18 protein-coding genes are annotated in these 18,693 nt (G+C 57.7%); 7 read left to right on the forward strand and 11 right to left on the reverse strand.

The window, feature by feature from the left end; all coding sequences use genetic code 11:
* Positions 1 to 70 precede the first annotated feature (70 nt).
* Positions 71 to 2,365, forward strand: a complete 2,295-nt coding sequence (locus CLH62_RS08265; protein ID WP_099617700.1) for a molybdopterin-dependent oxidoreductase — start codon at positions 71 to 73, stop codon at positions 2,363 to 2,365.
* 19 nt (positions 2,366 to 2,384) lie between these two features.
* Positions 2,385 to 2,855: a DUF2489 domain-containing protein gene (locus CLH62_RS08270; protein WP_099617701.1), complete on the forward strand. Its 471-nt coding sequence runs from the start codon at positions 2,385 to 2,387 to the stop codon at positions 2,853 to 2,855.
* Between the two features lie 337 nt (positions 2,856 to 3,192).
* Here CLH62_RS08270 and CLH62_RS08275 read toward each other — a convergent pair whose 3' ends face one another.
* The 3 genes from CLH62_RS08275 to CLH62_RS08285 form a co-directional block, all read right to left on the reverse strand.
* Positions 3,193 to 4,557, reverse strand: coding sequence for an HDOD domain-containing protein (locus CLH62_RS08275; protein ID WP_099617702.1), 1,365 nt, complete (start codon positions 4,555 to 4,557; stop codon positions 3,193 to 3,195).
* A 151-nt stretch (positions 4,558 to 4,708) separates the two neighbouring features.
* A complete protein-coding gene (gene recG / locus CLH62_RS08280) occupies positions 4,709 to 6,784 on the reverse strand; it encodes an ATP-dependent DNA helicase RecG (protein WP_099617703.1) in 2,076 nt (691 codons plus the stop codon).
* Positions 6,785 to 6,792: 8 nt separating this feature from the next.
* Positions 6,793 to 7,752, reverse strand: coding sequence for a hydrogen peroxide-inducible genes activator (locus CLH62_RS08285; protein WP_099617704.1), 960 nt, complete (start codon positions 7,750 to 7,752; stop codon positions 6,793 to 6,795).
* Between the two features lie 76 nt (positions 7,753 to 7,828).
* On the opposite strand from CLH62_RS08285, the gene CLH62_RS08290 reads away from it, so the two are divergent.
* Entirely contained in the window at positions 7,829 to 8,695 is an 867-nt protein-coding gene (locus CLH62_RS08290; RefSeq protein ID WP_099617705.1) for an NAD-dependent epimerase/dehydratase family protein, read from the forward strand.
* A gap of 65 nt (positions 8,696 to 8,760) precedes the next feature.
* On the opposite strand, the gene CLH62_RS08295 is transcribed toward CLH62_RS08290, so the two are convergent.
* The 4 genes from CLH62_RS08295 to gmk all read right to left on the reverse strand — a co-directional run bounded on the left by CLH62_RS08295 (position 8,761) and on the right by gmk (position 12,472).
* Positions 8,761 to 9,147: a RidA family protein gene (locus tag CLH62_RS08295; RefSeq protein ID WP_099617706.1), complete on the reverse strand. Its 387-nt coding sequence runs from the start codon at positions 9,145 to 9,147 to the stop codon at positions 8,761 to 8,763.
* 78 nt (positions 9,148 to 9,225) lie between these two features.
* Positions 9,226 to 11,367 (reverse strand): RelA/SpoT family protein, encoded by a 2,142-nt coding sequence (locus CLH62_RS08300; RefSeq protein ID WP_099617707.1) that lies wholly within the window; start codon positions 11,365 to 11,367, stop codon positions 9,226 to 9,228.
* A gap of 173 nt (positions 11,368 to 11,540) precedes the next feature.
* Entirely contained in the window at positions 11,541 to 11,753 is a 213-nt protein-coding gene (gene rpoZ / locus CLH62_RS08305) for a DNA-directed RNA polymerase subunit omega (RefSeq protein WP_099617708.1), read from the reverse strand.
* Positions 11,754 to 11,839: 86 nt separating this feature from the next.
* A complete protein-coding gene (gene gmk / locus CLH62_RS08310; RefSeq protein WP_099617709.1) occupies positions 11,840 to 12,472 on the reverse strand; it encodes a guanylate kinase in 633 nt (210 codons plus the stop codon).
* 150 nt (positions 12,473 to 12,622) lie between these two features.
* Between gmk and CLH62_RS08315 the strand changes: the two genes are divergently transcribed.
* Complete coding sequence (locus CLH62_RS08315; RefSeq protein ID WP_099617710.1) at positions 12,623 to 13,441, forward strand: RluA family pseudouridine synthase; 819 nt, start codon at positions 12,623 to 12,625, stop codon at positions 13,439 to 13,441.
* A gap of 7 nt (positions 13,442 to 13,448) precedes the next feature.
* Here CLH62_RS08315 and CLH62_RS08320 read toward each other — a convergent pair whose 3' ends face one another.
* The gene (locus CLH62_RS08320; RefSeq protein WP_099617711.1) at positions 13,449 to 14,315 is read right to left on the reverse strand and encodes a YicC/YloC family endoribonuclease; all 867 of its coding nucleotides are present in this window, start codon (positions 14,313 to 14,315) and stop codon (positions 13,449 to 13,451) included.
* A gap of 169 nt (positions 14,316 to 14,484) precedes the next feature.
* On the opposite strand from CLH62_RS08320, the gene rph reads away from it, so the two are divergent.
* Positions 14,485 to 15,201 (forward strand): ribonuclease PH, encoded by a 717-nt coding sequence (rph, locus tag CLH62_RS08325; protein WP_099617712.1) that lies wholly within the window; start codon positions 14,485 to 14,487, stop codon positions 15,199 to 15,201.
* Between the two features lie 218 nt (positions 15,202 to 15,419).
* Here rph and CLH62_RS08330 read toward each other — a convergent pair whose 3' ends face one another.
* A complete protein-coding gene (locus tag CLH62_RS08330) occupies positions 15,420 to 16,226 on the reverse strand; it encodes an exodeoxyribonuclease III (RefSeq protein ID WP_099617713.1) in 807 nt (268 codons plus the stop codon).
* An 81-nt stretch (positions 16,227 to 16,307) separates the two neighbouring features.
* Between CLH62_RS08330 and pyrE the strand changes: the two genes are divergently transcribed.
* Complete coding sequence (gene pyrE / locus CLH62_RS08335; RefSeq protein ID WP_099617714.1) at positions 16,308 to 16,946, forward strand: orotate phosphoribosyltransferase; 639 nt, start codon at positions 16,308 to 16,310, stop codon at positions 16,944 to 16,946.
* Between the two features lie 3 nt (positions 16,947 to 16,949).
* Positions 16,950 to 17,603 carry a DUF4124 domain-containing protein gene (locus CLH62_RS08340; protein ID WP_099617715.1) on the forward strand — a complete coding sequence of 218 codons (654 nt, stop codon included), beginning with the start codon at positions 16,950 to 16,952 and terminating at the stop codon, positions 17,601 to 17,603.
* A gap of 106 nt (positions 17,604 to 17,709) precedes the next feature.
* Here the strand turns inward: CLH62_RS08340 and CLH62_RS08345 are convergent, their stop codons facing one another.
* Both CLH62_RS08345 and CLH62_RS08350 read right to left on the reverse strand, forming a co-directional pair.
* Positions 17,710 to 18,183 carry a hypothetical protein gene (locus tag CLH62_RS08345; RefSeq protein ID WP_099617716.1) on the reverse strand — a complete coding sequence of 158 codons (474 nt, stop codon included), beginning with the start codon at positions 18,181 to 18,183 and terminating at the stop codon, positions 17,710 to 17,712.
* A gap of 151 nt (positions 18,184 to 18,334) precedes the next feature.
* Positions 18,335 to 18,673: a DUF2782 domain-containing protein gene (locus tag CLH62_RS08350; protein WP_099618808.1), complete on the reverse strand. Its 339-nt coding sequence runs from the start codon at positions 18,671 to 18,673 to the stop codon at positions 18,335 to 18,337.
* Between the last annotated feature and the right edge of the window lie 20 nt (positions 18,674 to 18,693).

Genomic DNA, 18,693 nt, shown 5'->3' on the forward strand with positions numbered 1-18,693 from the left:
ATTTCCTGCTAATCTGGTTGCACAATGAAACCTCAATAGCACAACAACAATCTGCCAGGAGAGCACTTTCATGGACAACGGCACCCACTACCGCACCTGCCACCTATGCGAGGCCATGTGCGGTGTCGCAATCGAAATGAAAGACGGTCACATTGCCTACATCAAGGGTGATGAAAATGACCCGCTCAGCCGGGGGCATATTTGCCCGAAGGCAGTTGCACTCCAGGATCTCCACGAGGATCCTGACCGCCTGAGGAAGCCGATCCGGAAAACCGCGACTGGCTGGCAGGAGATGGACTGGGACGAGGCGTTTGACCTGGTGGCCGACAGGCTGCACCAGACCCGCCAGGAGCATGGCCGAAACAGCATCGGTGTATACCTTGGCAATCCCAATGTCCACAACCATGGCTCGCTGGTCGCGACCATGCCATTTTTGCGGGCGATCGGCAGCCAGAACCGCTTCTCGGCAACGTCTAATGATCAGCTGCCCCACATGCTGGCAAGCCTTGAGATGTTCGGGCACCAGATCCTGTTTCCGATTCCGGATATCGATCACACCGACCTGTTTATCTGCATCGGTGCCAATCCGATGGCATCCAATGGCAGCCTGATGACCGTGCCCGATTTCCGGGGCCGGCTCAAAGCCCTGAAACAGCGGGGCGGTAAAATGATTGTTGTGGATCCGCGCCGGACCGAAACCGGAAGGCTGGCGGACGAATTCCATTTTATCCGGCCCGGGAGTGATGCCCTGCTGCTGATGGCCATGGTGCATACCCTGTTCGAAGAGCACCTGGTGGACACGGGGCCTGCCGAGCGGCTGGTGAAGGATGTTGATCTGCTGCGTCTGGCCTCCCTCGCCTTTACGCCGGAAGCGGTGAGCGACCATACTGGTATTGCTGCCGATGATATCCGAGCACTCGCCCGACAGCTGGCCACGACTCGAAAGGCCGCTCTGTACACCCGCATGGGCACCAGCACGCAACGCTTTGGCGGCGTCGCGACCTGGCTGGCTTACTGCCTCAACATTCTTACCGGCAAACTGGATATGCCCGGGGGTGTTTTGTTTACCCAGCCGGCCATCGACCTGGTGGAGCTTGGTGCCATGTCCGGCCAGAAGGGTCACTTTGGCAAACGCCACAGCCGCGTGAAGGGATTACCGGAATTTGCCGGAGAATACCCGGCCAGTACCATGGCAGATGAGATTCTTACACCGGGTGAAGGGCAGATCCGTTCTTTTGTGACAGTCGCGGGTAACCCAGTACTTTCGAGCCCAAACGGACGCCGCCTTGACGAGGCTCTGGGCGGTCTGGATTTCATGGTCTCGGTGGACTACTACCTGAACGAAACCACCTGCCACGCCGACGTCATTCTGCCCCCGACCGCAGCCCTTGAGCGCAGTCATTACGACCTGATTTTCAGCATGTTTGCCGTGCGCAATGTCGCCAAATACTCCGAGGCATTGTTTGAAGCTGGCCCCGATACCCGCCATGACTGGCAGATCCTGCTGGAGCTGGCCCACCGCTTGGAAAAGCGGCGAAAAGGCGGGCGCCTTCCCTTGCGCGCAGAGCTGGGCTGGCGCACGTTCAAGCAGATCGGCCCGGATCCGATTCTGGATCTGTTGCTCCGTGCCGGACCCTATGGAGCAGACATGGGAAGGGTTCGCGGACTGCTGCAGCCAGCGGTTGATCTGGTCATGGATATCCTGCCGCAGCGGCATCCACTCCGGGGGCTGGCAAAACTCAGCCCGCTGAACCGCCACTGGCAGGAGCTGCCCAAGGGCCTGTCCCTGAGTGCACTGAAGGAAAACCCCAACGGCGTTGATCTCGGGCCGCTCCAGCCTTCGCTTCCGGAACGGCTCTTTACCCGGGATGGCCGGATCAACCTGGCGCCAAGGCGATATCTGGAGGATCTGGGCCGTCTACATGACCTTCTGAAAACACCTGCTGACACCGAACTGCAACTGATCGGCAGGCGCCACGTCCGGAGCAACAATTCCTGGATGCACAACAGCCAGCGGCTGGTAAAAGGTAAGGACCGCTGCACTCTGATGATTCACCCCAGGGATGCCAGCCGCCTGGGGCTGCAGACCACCGACGCGGCTGGAATCAGTGCCGACGACCGACAGATCGTGTTGCCGGTGGAAATCACCGAAGACATCATGCCCGGCGTCGTTTCAATTCCCCATGGCTGGGGCCATGACCGAGAGGGCACCGGCCAGTCAGTGGCGGCAGCCCATGCCGGGGCGAGCATCAACGATGTGCTCAGCGACGGTGACATTGATCCGCTCTCTGGCACGTCCGTATTGAATGGTCAGTCCGTTACTGTCAAAGTCTGGCGTCCCGAGCGACAACGGAAACGGGCCTGATCCATAAAAGGAGTCAATTATGCCCCAGTGGCTGCAGTGGAGTCTGATCATCGCCGGCCTGATCGCCATCGTTCTGATGCTGGTGTTCATTCGCCGGCAGGTGGGATTGCTCTCGGAAAATCGTAAACGACAGGCCAAAACCGAAGAGTTTCAGGCAAACCGCAGAAAAGACATGATCCGCAGTGTTCACGTCATCGCGATGGCGGTTGAAGAGGATCAGATCGAATATTCCGAAGCTTGCCTGCGGCTCAAGGGCCTGCTGGACCATCTTGAACCAGACTTGCTGGAGAGGCCCCCTTTTCGGGTATTTCAGGCAGTGCACGATCAGCTGCAACACATGCCCACCCATCGGGCTCGGCAGGCTACTGAAGCAAAGTTTGTCGAAAAGATGGATAAGGAACGGTTTGAAGTTGAGCAGAAACACGCTGACGAGATACGCCGGGCCGCAACCGCCCTTCGACACCATTCGTTTTCGCCCGACACCCCTTGAATTCTCGAAGCTATAACTGGTCAGACCTATTTTGTTACATTTTGTAACCCGAATCCCAGGAATCACCAGATTTTTTCAAATTAAATCAAAAGGTTCGGAACCCCTAGAAAACTGACGGCATGCTCATTGATTTGAGGCGTAAACGGTTGACTGTTCTTTTAACCGCCAGGGTCTAAATTGAAAGCAGGGCGGTCACCATCATTTTGCGGACATCTGTGAAGGGAGCCGCCTCACGTTGTTGACTCCTGATAAGTTTGGACGACACTGCAACAAGCAGGTGAGCTTGCCGGCCTCAGGGCCGGCTTTTTTGAGAACAATTCCTGGGAAGGCCGACCTGTTACTGGCTCATCATGCCAGCCATGGCCATTACGCTGTCTTTACTGTTGACCAGCTCATCAAACTGCGCCTCAACCTGCTCACGGTCAAGGCCCAGATCATCGTAGAACGACTGACTGATCGCCTCCCCGGCACCCAGCGCCACGCCCCGGGCGGTTAACAGCTGGCGGCCCAGCCACAACAACCTGGCATAGACGCTGTGGGCGCCGCTGTAAGCCGGATTCTTCTGATAGCGGATTGCCAGAGTGACCTCGTCCGGCATGCCCCAATTCTCCATAAGCTGGGCGGCAATCTGTTCCCGGGTAATGCCCAGCAGGTAATGTTCCGTTACCGAGGAGTCAATATCCGGATTCACTTCCAGGGAGCGGCAGACCAGCTTGAAATGTGGCGGAAACACCTGGGCCAGAACCAGGTGGCCGAAGTTGTGCAGCAAACCCGCCAGATAGGCGAGGCCGAATACCGGGCGCTCACCCCGGGGCATCATGCTTGCCAGAATGCCCGCAGATTGTGCCTGCCAGATCGCCTGCTGCCAGTAATCCACATAGCCGTCCGGATGATCCTGGGGCTGCCTCAACGCCCGCCCGAGCGAAAGACCCATGGCAAGGTTCATCACCAGATCAAACCCGAGCACCCGGGAAACGGCATCGTGAACTGATTTCACTTGCCCTGCAGCGGCATAGAAAGAGGAGGAAGCCCAACTGACAACCTGGGCGGCAAGACTGGGATCACTTTCGACAATGTCCACCAGATCGCCCATCACTGCATTGGGATTGACTCTCAAATGGATAATGCGCTGAGCGGTTTCCGGCAGTGGCGGCAATTCCAGAGTATCTTCCAGGCGTTGCTGAATCCTCAGACCGGTAAACTTCTTGATGGCGGAATGCAGCTGATCCCGATCCCGGCCATGATCATTGAGGTTCACAGATACGGACTCCGGGTCCACCGCAAACGAGCGACGCTCTGCCTTGGCCGTCAAAACCCGGAAATCCTCGGCAGGCATGACCATCGCCAGGTTCTGCTCGCCCAACTCCAGCGCCACGGCCGGCAGCTCATCCACACTCTGATCAACAACGGTTGGCCAACCGGTCAGCGATGGCAGTGCCGGAAGCGCCTTGAGCCCGGCCCGCTCCCGAACCCGCACCTGCTCCCGGCGTTTCATCAACCGAAAATCACGGCCAAGTTGCTTGTTCAGCTGCTCCAGATCAATCAGATCGTCCCTGCGACAAATTACCTGGAGATTTCCCTGGCCGTCATTGAGCAGTACCATCCGCAGCATTTCCTTCTGACTGGCCTGGCCCACGTCTCTGAGGGACACCCCCGCAGCGGAATCGCCCAGGGCCTGCTGAACCGCGACAGGTAATTCCATAAAGTTCTCCCGAATGTTGCTGTCTTTCGTCGGATAATCCGAGTTCGAAAACGATCTCTGACTCAGTATAGGGCAAGGAGATTGCCCTGATGTTGACTAAACTCCATTTCCTGACTGCTTGCATACGTTTCCGATCACAGAACGGACGGTTCTATACGTCCCCGTAGCGGATTTTCTCGCCAAGCCAGCGGCGAACCAGCGCCTGGACAATGTCCGGATGAGCCATGAGGCCCGGGGCCATTTCCCGCACCGGCTCAATCCAGCCTTTGTCGCGCTCAAAGTCCGCAAGGCGAAACTGCATCATACCGGTCTGGCGCGTGCCCAACACCTCACCAGGCCCGCGAATCTCCAGATCTTTCTCCGCAATAAAAAAGCCATCCTGGCTGTCCCGAAGCGCCTGCAGCCGGGCCTTGCCATTGAAGGACAGCGGCGGGTGATACATCAACACACAAAAACTTGCCTGTTCGCCCCGGCCAACGCGGCCCCGGAGCTGATGCAGCTGGGCCAGCCCGAGGCGCTCAGGGTTTTCAATGATAATCAAGGATGCGTTGGGAACATCAACCCCAACCTCAATCACCGTGGTGGCCACCAGCAAATCAAGTTCGCCCACCTTGAACTGTTCCATAACAGCCGCTTTTTCCTGGGCCTTGAGCCTGCCATGGACCAGGCCCACTTTGAGATCCGGGAGTCGCTCGGCCAACTCCTGGGCTGTTACTTCCGCAGCCTGGCACTGCAACGCCTCCGACTCCTCGATCAGGGTACACACCCAATAAGCCTGACGGCCCTCACGGCAGGCACCGCGTACTCGCTCAATCACATCCTCGCGCCGACTGTCAGGAATCACAATGGTTTCAATCGGTTTCCGCCCCGGTGGCAGTTCATCAATAACCGACGTATCCAGATCCGCATAAGCGCTCATGGCCAGGGTCCGGGGAATGGGTGTTGCCGTCATGATCAGCTGATGAGGTGCCAGTGCCCCGCCCACACCTTTCTCACGCAGGGCCAGGCGCTGGTGAACACCAAACCGGTGCTGCTCATCCACAATCACCAGGGCGAGCCGGTGAAACTCAACCTCATTCTGGAACAGGGCATGGGTTCCGATCACCACCCCGGCCTCACCGGACCGGACAACGTCCAGCGCCTCCTGTCGCGCCTTGCCTTTGACTTTGCCGGACAGCCAGGCAAGCCGGATGCCCAATGGCTCCAACCATGCCCGGAAGTTCTGCAAGTGCTGTTCAGCCAGGATTTCAGTGGGGGCCATGAGGGCGACCTGGGCGCCGGCGCCAATGGCCTGCAGGGCCGCCAGCGCCGCCACGACGGTTTTCCCGGAGCCCACATCACCCTGGACAAGCCGGAGCATCGGCAAAGGCTGACTGAGGTCCTGCCGGATATCGGCGAGCACATGGCGTTGGGCGCCGGTGAGTGAAAACGGCAGGGATTCGAGGAAACGTTCAGGAAGGTCTCCCGTTGGCAGAAGCGGCAATGCCTCCCGGGCCTGGATCTGCTCCCGCACCTGAAGCAGACTCAACTGATGCGCCAGCAATTCCTCCATCACCAGTCTCTGCTGCGCCGGATGGCGACCTTCCATTAACAGGTTCACCGGCGCATTGGTGGGGGGAGAATGCACCAGTTGGACCGCCTCGGTAATACCCGGCAACTGATATTCGGCCAAGAATCCCTGCGGCAGCCAGTCCCGAATCGGGAACCGCTGCAGATAGCCCAGAGCCTGCTGGCAGAGGGATCGCGCCCGGGGCTGCTGAATCCCCTCGGTCAGAGGATAAACCGGTGTCAGGGTTGCCTCGCCTTCCGCCGGCATGGGGGGCGGATTAACCTGATACTCCGGGTGATAGAACTCATAGCCTGCTCGCCCCGGCCGGACTTCCCCATAGCATCGAACCCGGACGCCTTCGTTCAGCTGGTTTTTCTGGGCGGCATTGAAATGAAAGAAACGCATGACCAGAAAGCCGCTGTTGTCCCGGAGGGTCACCTGCAGGCTACGCCTGCGCCCCATAATCAGGTCGGCTTTCATCACTTCCCCTTCAACCACCGCCACATCGCCGATTCGCAGGTTGCCCATCGGCACAATGCGGGTCCGGTCCTCGTAGCGGTGCGGGAGGTGGAACAACAGGTCTTGCAGGGAGGCAATCCCCAGCTTGGCAAGTTTCTCTGCCAGGGCGTTTCCCACACCCTTGAGCTGGGTGACCGGAATGTCATCCAGTGACGTCATAGCAGGTCTCAGGCGCTTTCGGCCACGACGGGGGTATCAGTTTTCGCCTTCTCGATAACCCGGCACTGGCTCGCTGCCAGCGACAGTACATCAATGGCCTTGGGCCGTGGGAAAGTGACGCGCCAGGCCAGCGCAACGGTCCTGAATGGGACCGGCGGCGCAAATGGGCGCACGGCGAGAATGTCTTCATGGTACTGCATGGCGGTTGCCGCAGAGAGCGGCAGCACAGTAATACCCAGCCCGGATGCAACCATGTGGCGGATCGTTTCCAGAGAGCTGCCCTCGGTAACCAGCGAGGGGGAGGCCGCGTCTGCACGCCGGGTCACCGCATCAACCAGCGGCGGGCAGGATTCCAGCACCTGATCCCGGAAACAGTGACCAGGACCAAGAAGCAACAGCTGTTCCTTGGCGAGTTCATCGGCGGTCAGCTGCTCCTTCTTTGCCAATGGGTGACCAGCCGGCAGCAATACCACAAAAGGCTCGTCGTAAAGCGGCAGCGTCACCACTTCGGGCTCTTCAAATGGCAAGGCGATGATGATGGCGTCCAGTTCGGACTGCCGGAGCTTCTGGCGCAAATTGGCGGTGTAATTCTCCTCAATATACAGCGGCATGTCTGGCGCGGCGCGGCGCAGTTCCGGCAGCAAATGAGGGAACAGGTAAGGACCGATGGTATAGATGGCCCCAACCTTCAGAGGCGAATTGAGCTGGTTCTTGCCGTCCTGGGCCATGTCCTTGATCACGCCCACCTGGTCCAGCACGCGCTGGGCCTGTTCGATAATGCGCTGCCCGGTTTCAGTGACGCGGATGCTGCTTTTGCTGCGTTCGAACAGCGGGATCCCGAGCTCATCTTCCAGCTTTTTCACAGCAACACTGAGTGTTGGCTGACTTACATGGCAACGCTCCGCAGCCCGGCCAAAATGCCTTTCGCGGGCCAGCGTAACGACGTATCGTAACTCGGTGAGAGTCATGTTGAGCTCCGGTCAGATATATGCGGGTCGAAGTTCCACTTATTTATGACGTAAAGCATAAGGATTGAAATTGTCTATGGCAATCACTGAAAGCAGTAACCTGCCTGTAATTCTGGTTGTCGGCTGCGGCAAACTCGGTGGCGCCATCGCCAGCCGGCTGAAAAGCTCGGCAACCCTGTTCGGGCTGCGCCGGAACCCGGATCAGGTACCTGAAGGCGTGCACGGCATTGGGGCGGACGTGACCCGGCCAGAAACCCTCAGGGGCAAGCTGCCAGACAACCTGGATATCGTCATTTATTGCCTGACTCCATCAAGCTACGACCAGCAAGGCTACCGAGATGCCTACGTTTCCGGCCTCGAAAACCTGCTACGAGAACTGGGCGAGCACCCCCTGAAACACCTGTTCTTTGTCAGCAGCACCAGCGTTTATTCTCAGGATGACGACAGCCGGGTAGACGAATCGAGCCCTGCCAATCCGGCCAGATTCAGCGGCGAGCAGATTCTGGCGGGTGAGCAAACAGCGCTGGACAGCGGTCACCCGGCAACGATCATACGGTTCAGTGGCATTTATGGCCCTTCCAGGCGACGTTTTCTTGAGGAGGTTCAGGAAGGCCGTATGAATCCGCAGTCACCGGCGCCGTTCAGTAACCGGATCCATGAAGAAGATGCTGCAGGAGCAGCTGCTCACCTGGCTCGGCTTGCACTTTCCGGGACGCCACTGGAACCCTGCTACATCGCCAGCGATTGCGAGCCGGTCCGGCTTGATGAGGTGGTGGACTGGGTGCGACACCAGATGCCCTGCGCCGATCCGGTACCGGACGCCCGCAAGGGCGGCCGAGCCGGCAGTAAACGCTGCAATAACGAAAGGCTGCTGGCCACCGGCTTCCAGTTCCGGTACCCGGATTTCCGGGCTGGCTACCGGGCCATGATCAACAAAAACTGACCCTGTAAAACCAGATAAGGCGGCCAAGGCCGCCTTATCTGCAGTAGTCCGGTTTGTGCTGAGCCTCAGCTCAGAACCATCACCGCTTCCATTTCGATGGGCACACCTTTTGGCAAAGCAGCCACGCCGACTGCCGCCCTGGCGGGATACGGCTCCTGGAAATAGGTAGCCATGATCTCGTTTACCGTGGCGAAGTTTGCCAGGTCGGTCATGTAGATATTGAGCTTCACAATATCCTTGAGCTCACCACCGCCCGCCTCACATACGGCCTTGAGGTTATCAAACACCTGGCGGGTCTTGGCGGCAAAATCTCCGGCTACCACTTCCATGGTCTCCGGCACCAGTGGAATCTGGCCAGACAGGTATACCGTGTCTCCGGCTTTCACCGCCTGGGAGTAGGTACCAATGGCCTGGGGCGCCTTCTCGGTCTGAATTACGGATTTGTTGGTCATGACCCTTATTTTCCTCTCTTCCAAAACGCCAATCCTCGCCCCTCTGCGGCGCGACTGTCAACCGGGCTTTGGTCTGGTTCAGTGCCGTACCCGGCTGATGTGGGTAATTGCCCGAATATTGCGAATACGCCGCATAACCCGGGCCAAATGCCGGCGCCCATGGACATGCACCACCAGGCTGACGACACCGAAGCGGGCATTCTGCTCCTCCACATTGATGCGTTCGATGTTGCCGTCGGTCATAGCCACGGCGTTTGCCATCTCGGCAATCACACCGCGCTGACGCTCAAGCTCTACCCGCAACTCCACAGAAAACTCATCGGTAATGTCCTTGGCCCACTTGAGATGGGTCAGGCGGGCACGGCCTTCGTCGTCTTCCGGCAAGCGAGAGCAGGTATCTGAATGAATCACCATGCCTTTGCCGGAATCCATAACTCCCACCACCGGGTCACCGGGAATCGGCTTGCAACAGCTGGCAAACCGGACCAGCAGTCCCTCGGTACCACGAATGGTCACCGGGCTGTGATTGCCACCCTCGATATCCCGGGCCCCCTCACCGGAGTCCGGCCCTTCGGCACCGCTTACGAGCTGACGGGCAACCAGATAGGCCATCCGGTTGCCAAGACCGATGTCACTGATCAGGTCGTCAAAACTGTTCACCTGATTGTGGTTCACCACCGCCTGTTTCTGGGCATCGCTGATGTCCGACAGTTTGGCACCAAAGCCTTTCAGCGACTTCTTCAACAGGGTCCGTCCCAACTCCAGGGATTCCGCCCGCTTCTGGCTCTTCAGAACATGCCGGATGCTGCTTCTTGCCTTGCCGGTGACCACAAAACTGAGCCAGGCCGGATTGGGCCGGGCACCAGGTGCGGTAATGACTTCAACGGTCTGTCCGCTTTGGAGGGGCTGACTCAGGGAGCCGAGGTTACGGTTGATCCGGCAGGCCACGGTGGCATTACCGATATCGGTGTGGATCGCGTAGGCAAAATCCACCGGTGTCGCCCCGCTGGGAAGCTCCATGATGCGGCCCTTGGGCGTGAAAACGTAGATCTCGTCCGGGAACAGATCCACTTTTACATGCTCGATGAATTCCATGGAGTCATCGGCCCGCTCCCGCATTTCCATCAGGCCTTTCACCCAGCGATCAACCCTTGCCTGGTTCGCACTGGTAACGCTGCTGGGCTCGTTCTTGTACATCCAGTGAGCCGCAATACCGTTGTTGGCAATGTGCTCCATTTCCTCGGTGCGGATCTGGATCTCAATATTCACATGCATGCCGAACAGGGTCGTATGAATGGACTGGTAGCCATTGGCCTTGGGCATGGCAATGTAGTCCTTGAACCGGCCCGGCAGGGGCTTGTACAGGCTGTGCACGGCACCAAGAATGCGGTAACAGTCATCCTCGGTATCGGTAATAATCCGGAAGGCGTACACATCCATGATTTCATGGAAGGATTTCTGCTTGAACTTCATCTTGTTGTAGATGCTGTTCAGGTGCTTTTCCCGGCCGAGAATCCGCCCGGGCAGGCCGCGTTCTTCCAGCTTTTCCTGCAACTTGCCACGGATGTCCTCAATGATTTCCCGGTGACTGCCCCGAAGCTTGTCCACCGCTTTTGAGATGTACTTCGATCGCATCGGGTACAGGGAGGAGAAACCCAGATCCTCCAGTTCGGTGCAGATCGAGTGCATACCAAGGCGGTTGGCGATCGGGGCATAGATATCGAGGGTTTCAGTGGCAATGCGCTGGCGTTTCTCGTAGGGCATGGGGCCGAGGGTGCGCATGTTGTGCAGTCGGTCCGCCAGCTTCACCAGGATGACCCGTATGTCCCGCGCCATGGCCAGGGTCATCTTCTGGAAATTCTCGGCCTGGGCCTCGGCCCGGGAACGGAATTCAATCTGGGTCAGCTTGCTGACGCCATCCACCAGTTCGGCGACATCCTCACCGAACTGCTCCGACAGGGCATCCTTCGGGATCCCGGTGTCTTCAATGACATCGTGAAGCATCGCGGCCATCAGGCTCTGATGGTCCAGCCTGAGATCGGCGAGGATGTGGGCAACGGCAAGGGGATGGGTAATATACCGGTCGCCGCTTTTGCGCATCTGGCCCTCATGGGCCTGCTCGGCATAATAGTAGGCACGTCGCACCTGATTGATGCGATTGGTATCCAGATAGGAGCTGAGCTCTCTCGCCAGCCCTTCAACCGTAGCCTCTGCCGACACCGCGCCTCCACAACTTCATGAAACTCAGGGACAAAAAAACCCGAATGCACGCATCCGGGTCCTTCCTTAGTCCTTCCAGCAACGCTCTATAGATACACTATAAAACCGCGGGGACAGATTTCAATGCTTCTCACTTGCGGATAGGTACTTATTACCGGATATCCGCGAATAACTTACTCGTCGTCTTCTTCCTTGAGCAGATCACGAGAAATCTTTCCTTCGGCAATTTCGCGCAGGGCAATGACCGTCGGCTTATCATTCTCTTCCGGCACCATCGGCTCGGCACCTTTGGTAGCGAGCTGGCGGGCACGCTTGGTAGCCAGCATGACCAGCTGGAAGCGGTTATCAACGTGTTCCAGACAATCTTCAACGGTAACTCGTGCCATAAATTCCCCGACAAATAAAATGACTGATTCAGCAGACCGAGTAGTCTACTGTGGCCGGCTCAATTTGTATACAGCAAAAGCCCGTATCAGGCCGGGCCAGACAACTCTGCCAGAAGCCTCCGGTGCCGTGGCTGCTGCGCTCCCATGCGCAGACGCTGGGCCCGGACGATGGCCAGCAGGTCCGCGAGGGCGATATCGAAGTCGTCATTGACCACCAGAAAATCAAATTCAACAGCGTGTCGGCACTCTTCTGTAGCCTCGGCCAACCGGCGCTCCACCACCCCGGGGGCATCGGTACCACGCCCCACCAACCGCTCTCGGAGCACTTCCGGGGACGGCGGCACAATAAAAATACTGACGCACTCGGGAATCAGACGTCGCACCTGGCTGGCACCCTGCCAGTCAATTTCAAGAATAACATCCCGCCCCCTGGCCAGCGTCTCCCGCACCCAGACCTGAGAGGTGCCGTAGTAGTTGCCAAAGACATCCGCGTGTTCCAGAAAATCGCCCTGGGAGATCATCGCTTCAAATTCGGCGCGGGTGGCAAAGTGGTAGTTCACACCATCCTGCTCACCTTCGCGCATGGCGCGAGTGGTATGGGACACGGAGACGCCAAGTTTGTCGTCGTTGCGGAGCATGCCCGCCACAAGGCTTGTCTTGCCGGCACCGGATGGCGCAGATATTACATACAGGGTACCCTGCTCAACTGCCTGACTCATAACCCGAGAACTCCAAACCTGGATCTGGCGACCGCATACTCCGGCCGGTAAAACACGGAATTATACGGACTTTGGCAAACCACCGCACCCCGACAGGGCGCCACCTGATACCATTTGTCTAATTGCCCTTTTTATCAACTGGCACACCCTATGCGAACGACCATAGACATCACTCTTCAGGAACCCCGGAAAGCCGTTGATGCACTGAGTGAGGCATCGGAGCTCTCACGCCAGAAAATCAAGGACGCCATGACCAAGGGCGCATGCTGGTGGACGCACAAGGGCAAACAGTTAAGACTACGAAGAGCGACGAAAGAGCTCAGGGCCGGCGTGCGGCTGCAGCTGTATTATGACGAGAAGGTACTGGCCAGAAAGCCTGAAGACCCGGTTCTGCTGGAGGACAACGGGCGCTACACCGTCTGGTTCAAACCCCACGGCATGCTCGCCCAGGGCTCACAGTGGGGCGACCATTGCAGCCTGTTGAGGATGGCAGAAATTCGCCTCGACCGACCATGTCACCTCATTCACCGCCTGGACGCCGATGCCGCCGGATTGATGCTGATCGCCCACGACCCGAAAGCAGCGGGCGCCCTCTCCCAGTGCTTTGCGGCCCGAACCATGACCAAACACTACCGAGCCAGAGTGACCGGGGTGATCAACGCCCAGGATCAGCTCGTTAACGCTCCGGTGGAGGGCAAACCGGCAACCAGCCGGGTGACAACACTGAGTGCCAGCGAGACCGACCAGACCTCCCTGGTGCAAGTAAGCATCGAAACCGGACGAAAACACCAGATCCGCCGCCACTTGGCCGGCCTGGGGCACCCGATCGTCGGCGACCGCCTCTATGGACGACCCGCTCCGGTTCCTTTGCAACTGCTGGCATTCTACCTGGAATTCGACTGCCCGCTGAGCAAGCAACGGGTCACGTTCAGGCTGCCGGACCAATTGGACAGCCTGAAACAGCCTTGATCCGGGCTTACTCCAGGTTCTGCACCTGCTCCCGCATCTGCTCAATCAGCACTTTCAGATCCACGGCAATGCGGGTCACTCCGGCGTCGATACTTTTGCTGCTCAGCGTATTGGCCTCGCGGTTGAGTTCCTGCATCAGGAAATCCAGCCGGCGACCGATGGCATCCTCACTTTTCAGGGTATCCGCCACCTCACCGATATGGGCATCCAGCCGGTCCAGCTCCTCGGCCACATCGCTTTTCTGGGCCAGCATCACCATTTCCTGGGTAATCCGATCAGGATCCAGCTCCACCTTCGCTTTTTCAAACCGCTCCCGAAGCGACTTCTCCTGAGCCTCAAGCAACTCCGGCATGCGAGTGCGCACTTCCGAGACCAACTCAGCCATGGTACTCAGACGATCTTCGAACAAGGGTCGCAACCGCTCTCCTTCACGCTCCCGTACTGACGCCAGTTCTGCAACAGTCTGTTCAAACAGGCCTGTCGCTGCCTCTTTCGCCGGGCCGTAGTCCTGTTCCGGCACCGAAAGCACACCAGGCCAGCGAAGAATATCCAGGGCGTTGATGTGGGCGGGGTTGTCCAGCATCCGGTTGATGTGATTCGCAGCCTCATTGACCGCTTGAGCCATCTCTTCGCTGACCTCAAAGCTCTGGGTCACATTGTCGGCGGACTGAAGCCGCATGGACACATCCACCTTACCTCGTTTCAGCTGATTCCGAAGCTCCTCGCGAAACCGGTTCTCAAGTTCCCGGAAAGCTTCTGGCAGACGGAACGAAGGCTCCAGATATCGGTGGTTCACCGTCCGGATCTCGCAGGTCAGCGTACCCCAGTCTCCCTGAGCGTCCTTCCGGGCAAATGCGGTCATACTTCGGATCATGTCGGCTCCGCTTATGGTTAATGGAAACACTCCGAGTCTAACAGGCTCTTAACACCCACGGCGAACCAAACAAAAGGCCCGGGCCAACGTGTTATACTCCTCGCCCTTTTCGACAATCGATCGACCGGGTCATGCGCCCGGACACCCAATACTGACTTCAGGAAACACTATGCGTCCAAGCGGCAGAACGCCAGAGCAACCGAGAGATGTTCGAATTACCCGCAACTACACCCGCCACGCCGAAGGCTCCGTGCTGGTGGAATTCGGGGATACGAAAGTTATCTGTACCGCCTCCGTCGAAAACAAGGTTCCCCCGTTCATGAGGGGCGAAGGTAAAGGCTGGATCACCGCCGAATACGGCATGCTTCCCCGCTCCACCGGCAGCCGCATGGGCCGGGAAGCCGCCCGCGGCAAGCAGGGCGGACGCACCGTCGAAATCCAGCGCCTGATCGGCCGCTCTCTGCGCGCCGCCGTAGACCTCTCCGCCCTCGGCGAGCACACCATCACCGTAGACTGTGACGTCATCCAGGCCGACGGCGGCACCCGCACTGCTGCCATCACCGGCGGTTGTGTGGCGCTGGTCGACGCCCTGAACCACCTCGTCGCCGAAAAACGCCTGAAAAAATCACCACTCAAGCAAATGATCGCCGCACTTTCCGTTGGCGTTTATAAAGGCTCTCCGGTGGTGGATCTGGACTACCCGGAAGACTCCGAAGCGGAAACCGATATGAATGTCATCATGACCGACCAGGGTGGCTTCATCGAAATTCAGGGCACGGCAGAAGGCGCGCCGTTCGTTCAGGAAGAGCTGGACAGCATGCTGGTACTGGCAAAACAGGGTATTGAGCAGTTGTTTGAGATTCAGAAGGCGGCGCTGGAAGGGTAATTTCGCGGCTGTTTGAGTGTCGGATTACGGCTTTCGCCTAATCCGACCCACGCTGCCAATCCGCCCCGACGGAAAACACTGCAGCCTGGGCGTTGGCGTCGGGCTCTCTGCCCAGACTGTTGGAGGCCATGGATGGCCGGAAACAAGCGTACATGGATGTACTCGCAGCGTGTCTGGGCAGAAAGTCCGACGCTAACGCTTACACCCGAAGCAGAAGCTTAAAAGCCGATTTCGATATCGTAGTCCATGATCACCGGCGCATGGTCCGAGAACCGGGTTGAGCTATCAATCCAGCCATCCTCGATGGTCTTGCGAATCCCCGGCGTCAGCAGCTGATAATCGACCCGGATACCGGCATTCTTGCGGGAACCCTCCGCCTGCTCCGGCCACCAGGTGAACTGATTGCTCTGCTTGTTCACCTCACGGAATCCGTCGATACAGCCCATTTCATCAAACAGGCGATCAAGCCAGGCGCGCTCGTGGGGCAGGAATCCTGAAAAATCCAGCTTGTGGTACAGCGGGCTGGCGTCGGTTACGTGATGGGCCGTCTGGAGATTGGCGCAGAAAATAAACTGCCGACGCTTGCGAAGCGTCTTCTGCATATGCAGACCGAAAGACTCCATGAACTCGTCCTTGTGGTCAAGGACCGTCAGGTCGTCTTCACCGATCAGTTCTTCTTCCCGGGCAAGGGCACAGGGAGCGAGCACACAGGCCACGGAAACCTTGTCAAAATCGGCCTGAATAAACCGGCCCTCCCGGTCCGCCTGCTCATTAGCGAAGCCGTACATGATGGCCTTTGGAAAGTGGCGGGTGTAAATGCCCACCCCACCATCCTCGTTCTTCTCGCCATCAATAAAATAGGCCTCGTAACCTTCCGGAATCAGGTTGTAGTCCTCAATCTCGTAGGCCCGCATGCGATGATCCTGAACGCAGACTACGTCGGCATCCTGCTGCGCCAGCCAGTCGAAAAAGCCCTTTTCAACAGCCTGGGCGAGGCCATTGACGCTGATTGATACTACCCGCATACGTGTTCCCTGATTCGGTTTGTGTGTATGATACCGTTTTTACGCGCTAATTAAAGATCAACACCCGCCAGAAGCCTTGTCATGCACGACTATCAGCAAAAATTTATTGAATTTGCCATCCGCCGGAACGTACTGCGCTTTGGTGAGTTCACGCTCAAATCGGGTCGAACCAGCCCCTACTTCTTCAATGCAGGTTTGTTCAATACTGGGGACGACCTGGTTCAGTTAAGCAAGGCCTATGCCGCTGCGATAACACGCAGCGGGCTGGATTATGACATCATTTTCGGCCCTGCCTATAAGGGCATTCCGTTGGCCACGGTAACAGCAATGGCCCTGGCTACAGACGGTAACAGCAAACCTTTTGCGTTTAACCGTAAGGAAAAGAAAGATCACGGTGAAGGTGGCAATATTGTTGGCGCACCACTGCAGGGCAAAGTGCTGATCGTCGATGATGTTATTACTGCGGGCACCGCGATCCGTGAATCCATCGACATTATCCGGGCCGCCGGTGCCGAACCGGCCGGTGTGCTTATAGCGCTGGACCGCCAGGAAAAAGGCAATAGCGAGCTGTCCGCCATTCAGGAAGTGGAAAAGGAGTTTGGCATTCCGGTGGTGAGCATCATTCGCCTCGAACAGGTTCTGGACTACCTCAAGGCCAACCCGGACTTCGCCGGGCATGCCGAGAAGGTCGCCAGTTATCGGGATCGTTACGGAGTCTGATTAATGGCCAATCGTCTGACCGCATTTTCAGCCAGGGCTTGTGCGTGTGCGCTTATGCTGGGCATTGCGACCCACGCCGCAGCCAACATGTACCGTTACATGGATGAGAACGGCCAGGTAGTGATCAGTAGCACTATTCCCCAGGAAGCCACCAAACGAGGCTACGATATTCTGGGCAACAATGGCCGCGTGATCGAGACCATTCCTCCCGCTCCCACGGAAGAAGAAATTGCCGCCCGGGAAGCCGAAAAGCAGCGCCAGAAAGAACTCGCCGAACAGCGTGAGCAAGACAGGCAATTGCTGAAACGCTTCAGTCATCCGGATCAGGCGGTGAAAGCGATGCATCGAAAGATCCGGGAGCTCAAGGGCCTCATCCAGCTCAAGCAGGGCAACATCTCGGTAATATCCAGCCAGCTGGACAACGAACAGAGCCGCGCGGCCGATATGGAACGGGCCGGGCGCGACATCCCGGAAGCCACCCTTGAGAAAATCCGGAGGCTGGAGTCACAGATTGGGGATATTGAGCGGGAGATTGCCTCGCAATCCCAGGAGATCGAGACACTGCAGAAGGCCTTCGAAGCCGATATAGAACGCCTGGAAGAAGTCACGGGCGAGGCCCGGACACTGCCGCTTGAGCCCACCAAAGAAACAGACTGAGAACCGCGGGCAGTCGTCAAACCTGTCATAAAAAAGAAGGGCCTTCTATCAACCGAAGGCCCTTCTTTCATTTCACTTACTGATCAAGCGAGATGCTTCACCGTTTTCAGGCAGAAGCAGTGCTGTTCTTGGCAGTAGAAGTCGTTTTCCGGGCTGCCGACTTCTTCAGTCCAGCAGACTTTTTGGCTTCCTGGGCTGCGCCAGATACTTCAGAGGCAGCTTCATCGGCAGCCTCCGAGACTTCCCCAGTGGCTTTTGAGATGGCTTTGGAAGCATCCCCGGCAGCTTCGGAGACTGCATCGGCGCCTTGCGCAGCTTCCCTCTCCAGCTTGGCGACCAGGTCACCGGCGAAGTTGCTGAAGCGGCTGTTCAGGCTGCGCAGCTGGTCGAAGACCTCATCACTATAGCCATAGTAACGCTGGCGAAGAGTCTTCACGCTGTACTCGCGCAACTCACTCTCAAGCTTTTCGGCGTAATTGAATGGCTTCGCACTCAGCTTCTTCTGCTGCTCTTCCGCCGCATTGATGCCTTTGTCCACGATTCCCTGAAGCTGCTGCTGGTATGACTTGAGTTTACCCATATCGAATCTCCTTGATTCCTGATAGTTACAAGGCTCTGCAAATACCGCTGCAACGAGAGCCTTTCTTCGATCTCAGGAATCAAGTTACGCCCAAAAATTAGAATGTTCATACTAAACGCGGGAATGACCTGATTCGATCTGGCCTTATCAATTACCAGCGAAAAATTACCCAGCTGGGCACCAGCATGTCGGATTCGGTTTCCCGGATCCAGCCGCCACCATCAGCAGGTACCAGGTAATATTCCGGCCCGACTTCAGGTACAACCTTGATTTCCATTAACTGGCCATTCACCCGGTACTCATAGAAGACCTCGTTCTCGCCGGGGCGAATAACAATTTGCGGGCCGTCGCCGGCAGGCTGATAATCGGAAACCACAACGGGCTCCTTCGGTGTTTCCACCGGCGTCTCATTCAGCGCGCCCTCTTCCTGGGCCAGAACAGCCAACGGCAAGCAGACGAGCAACAATGCCGGGCAGGCGATTCGTTTCATTTTCGTGATACCCTTTCGTC

The sequence above is a fragment of the Marinobacter guineae genome, assembly GCF_002744735.1.
Classification (GTDB): domain Bacteria; phylum Pseudomonadota; class Gammaproteobacteria; order Pseudomonadales; family Oleiphilaceae; genus Marinobacter; species Marinobacter guineae.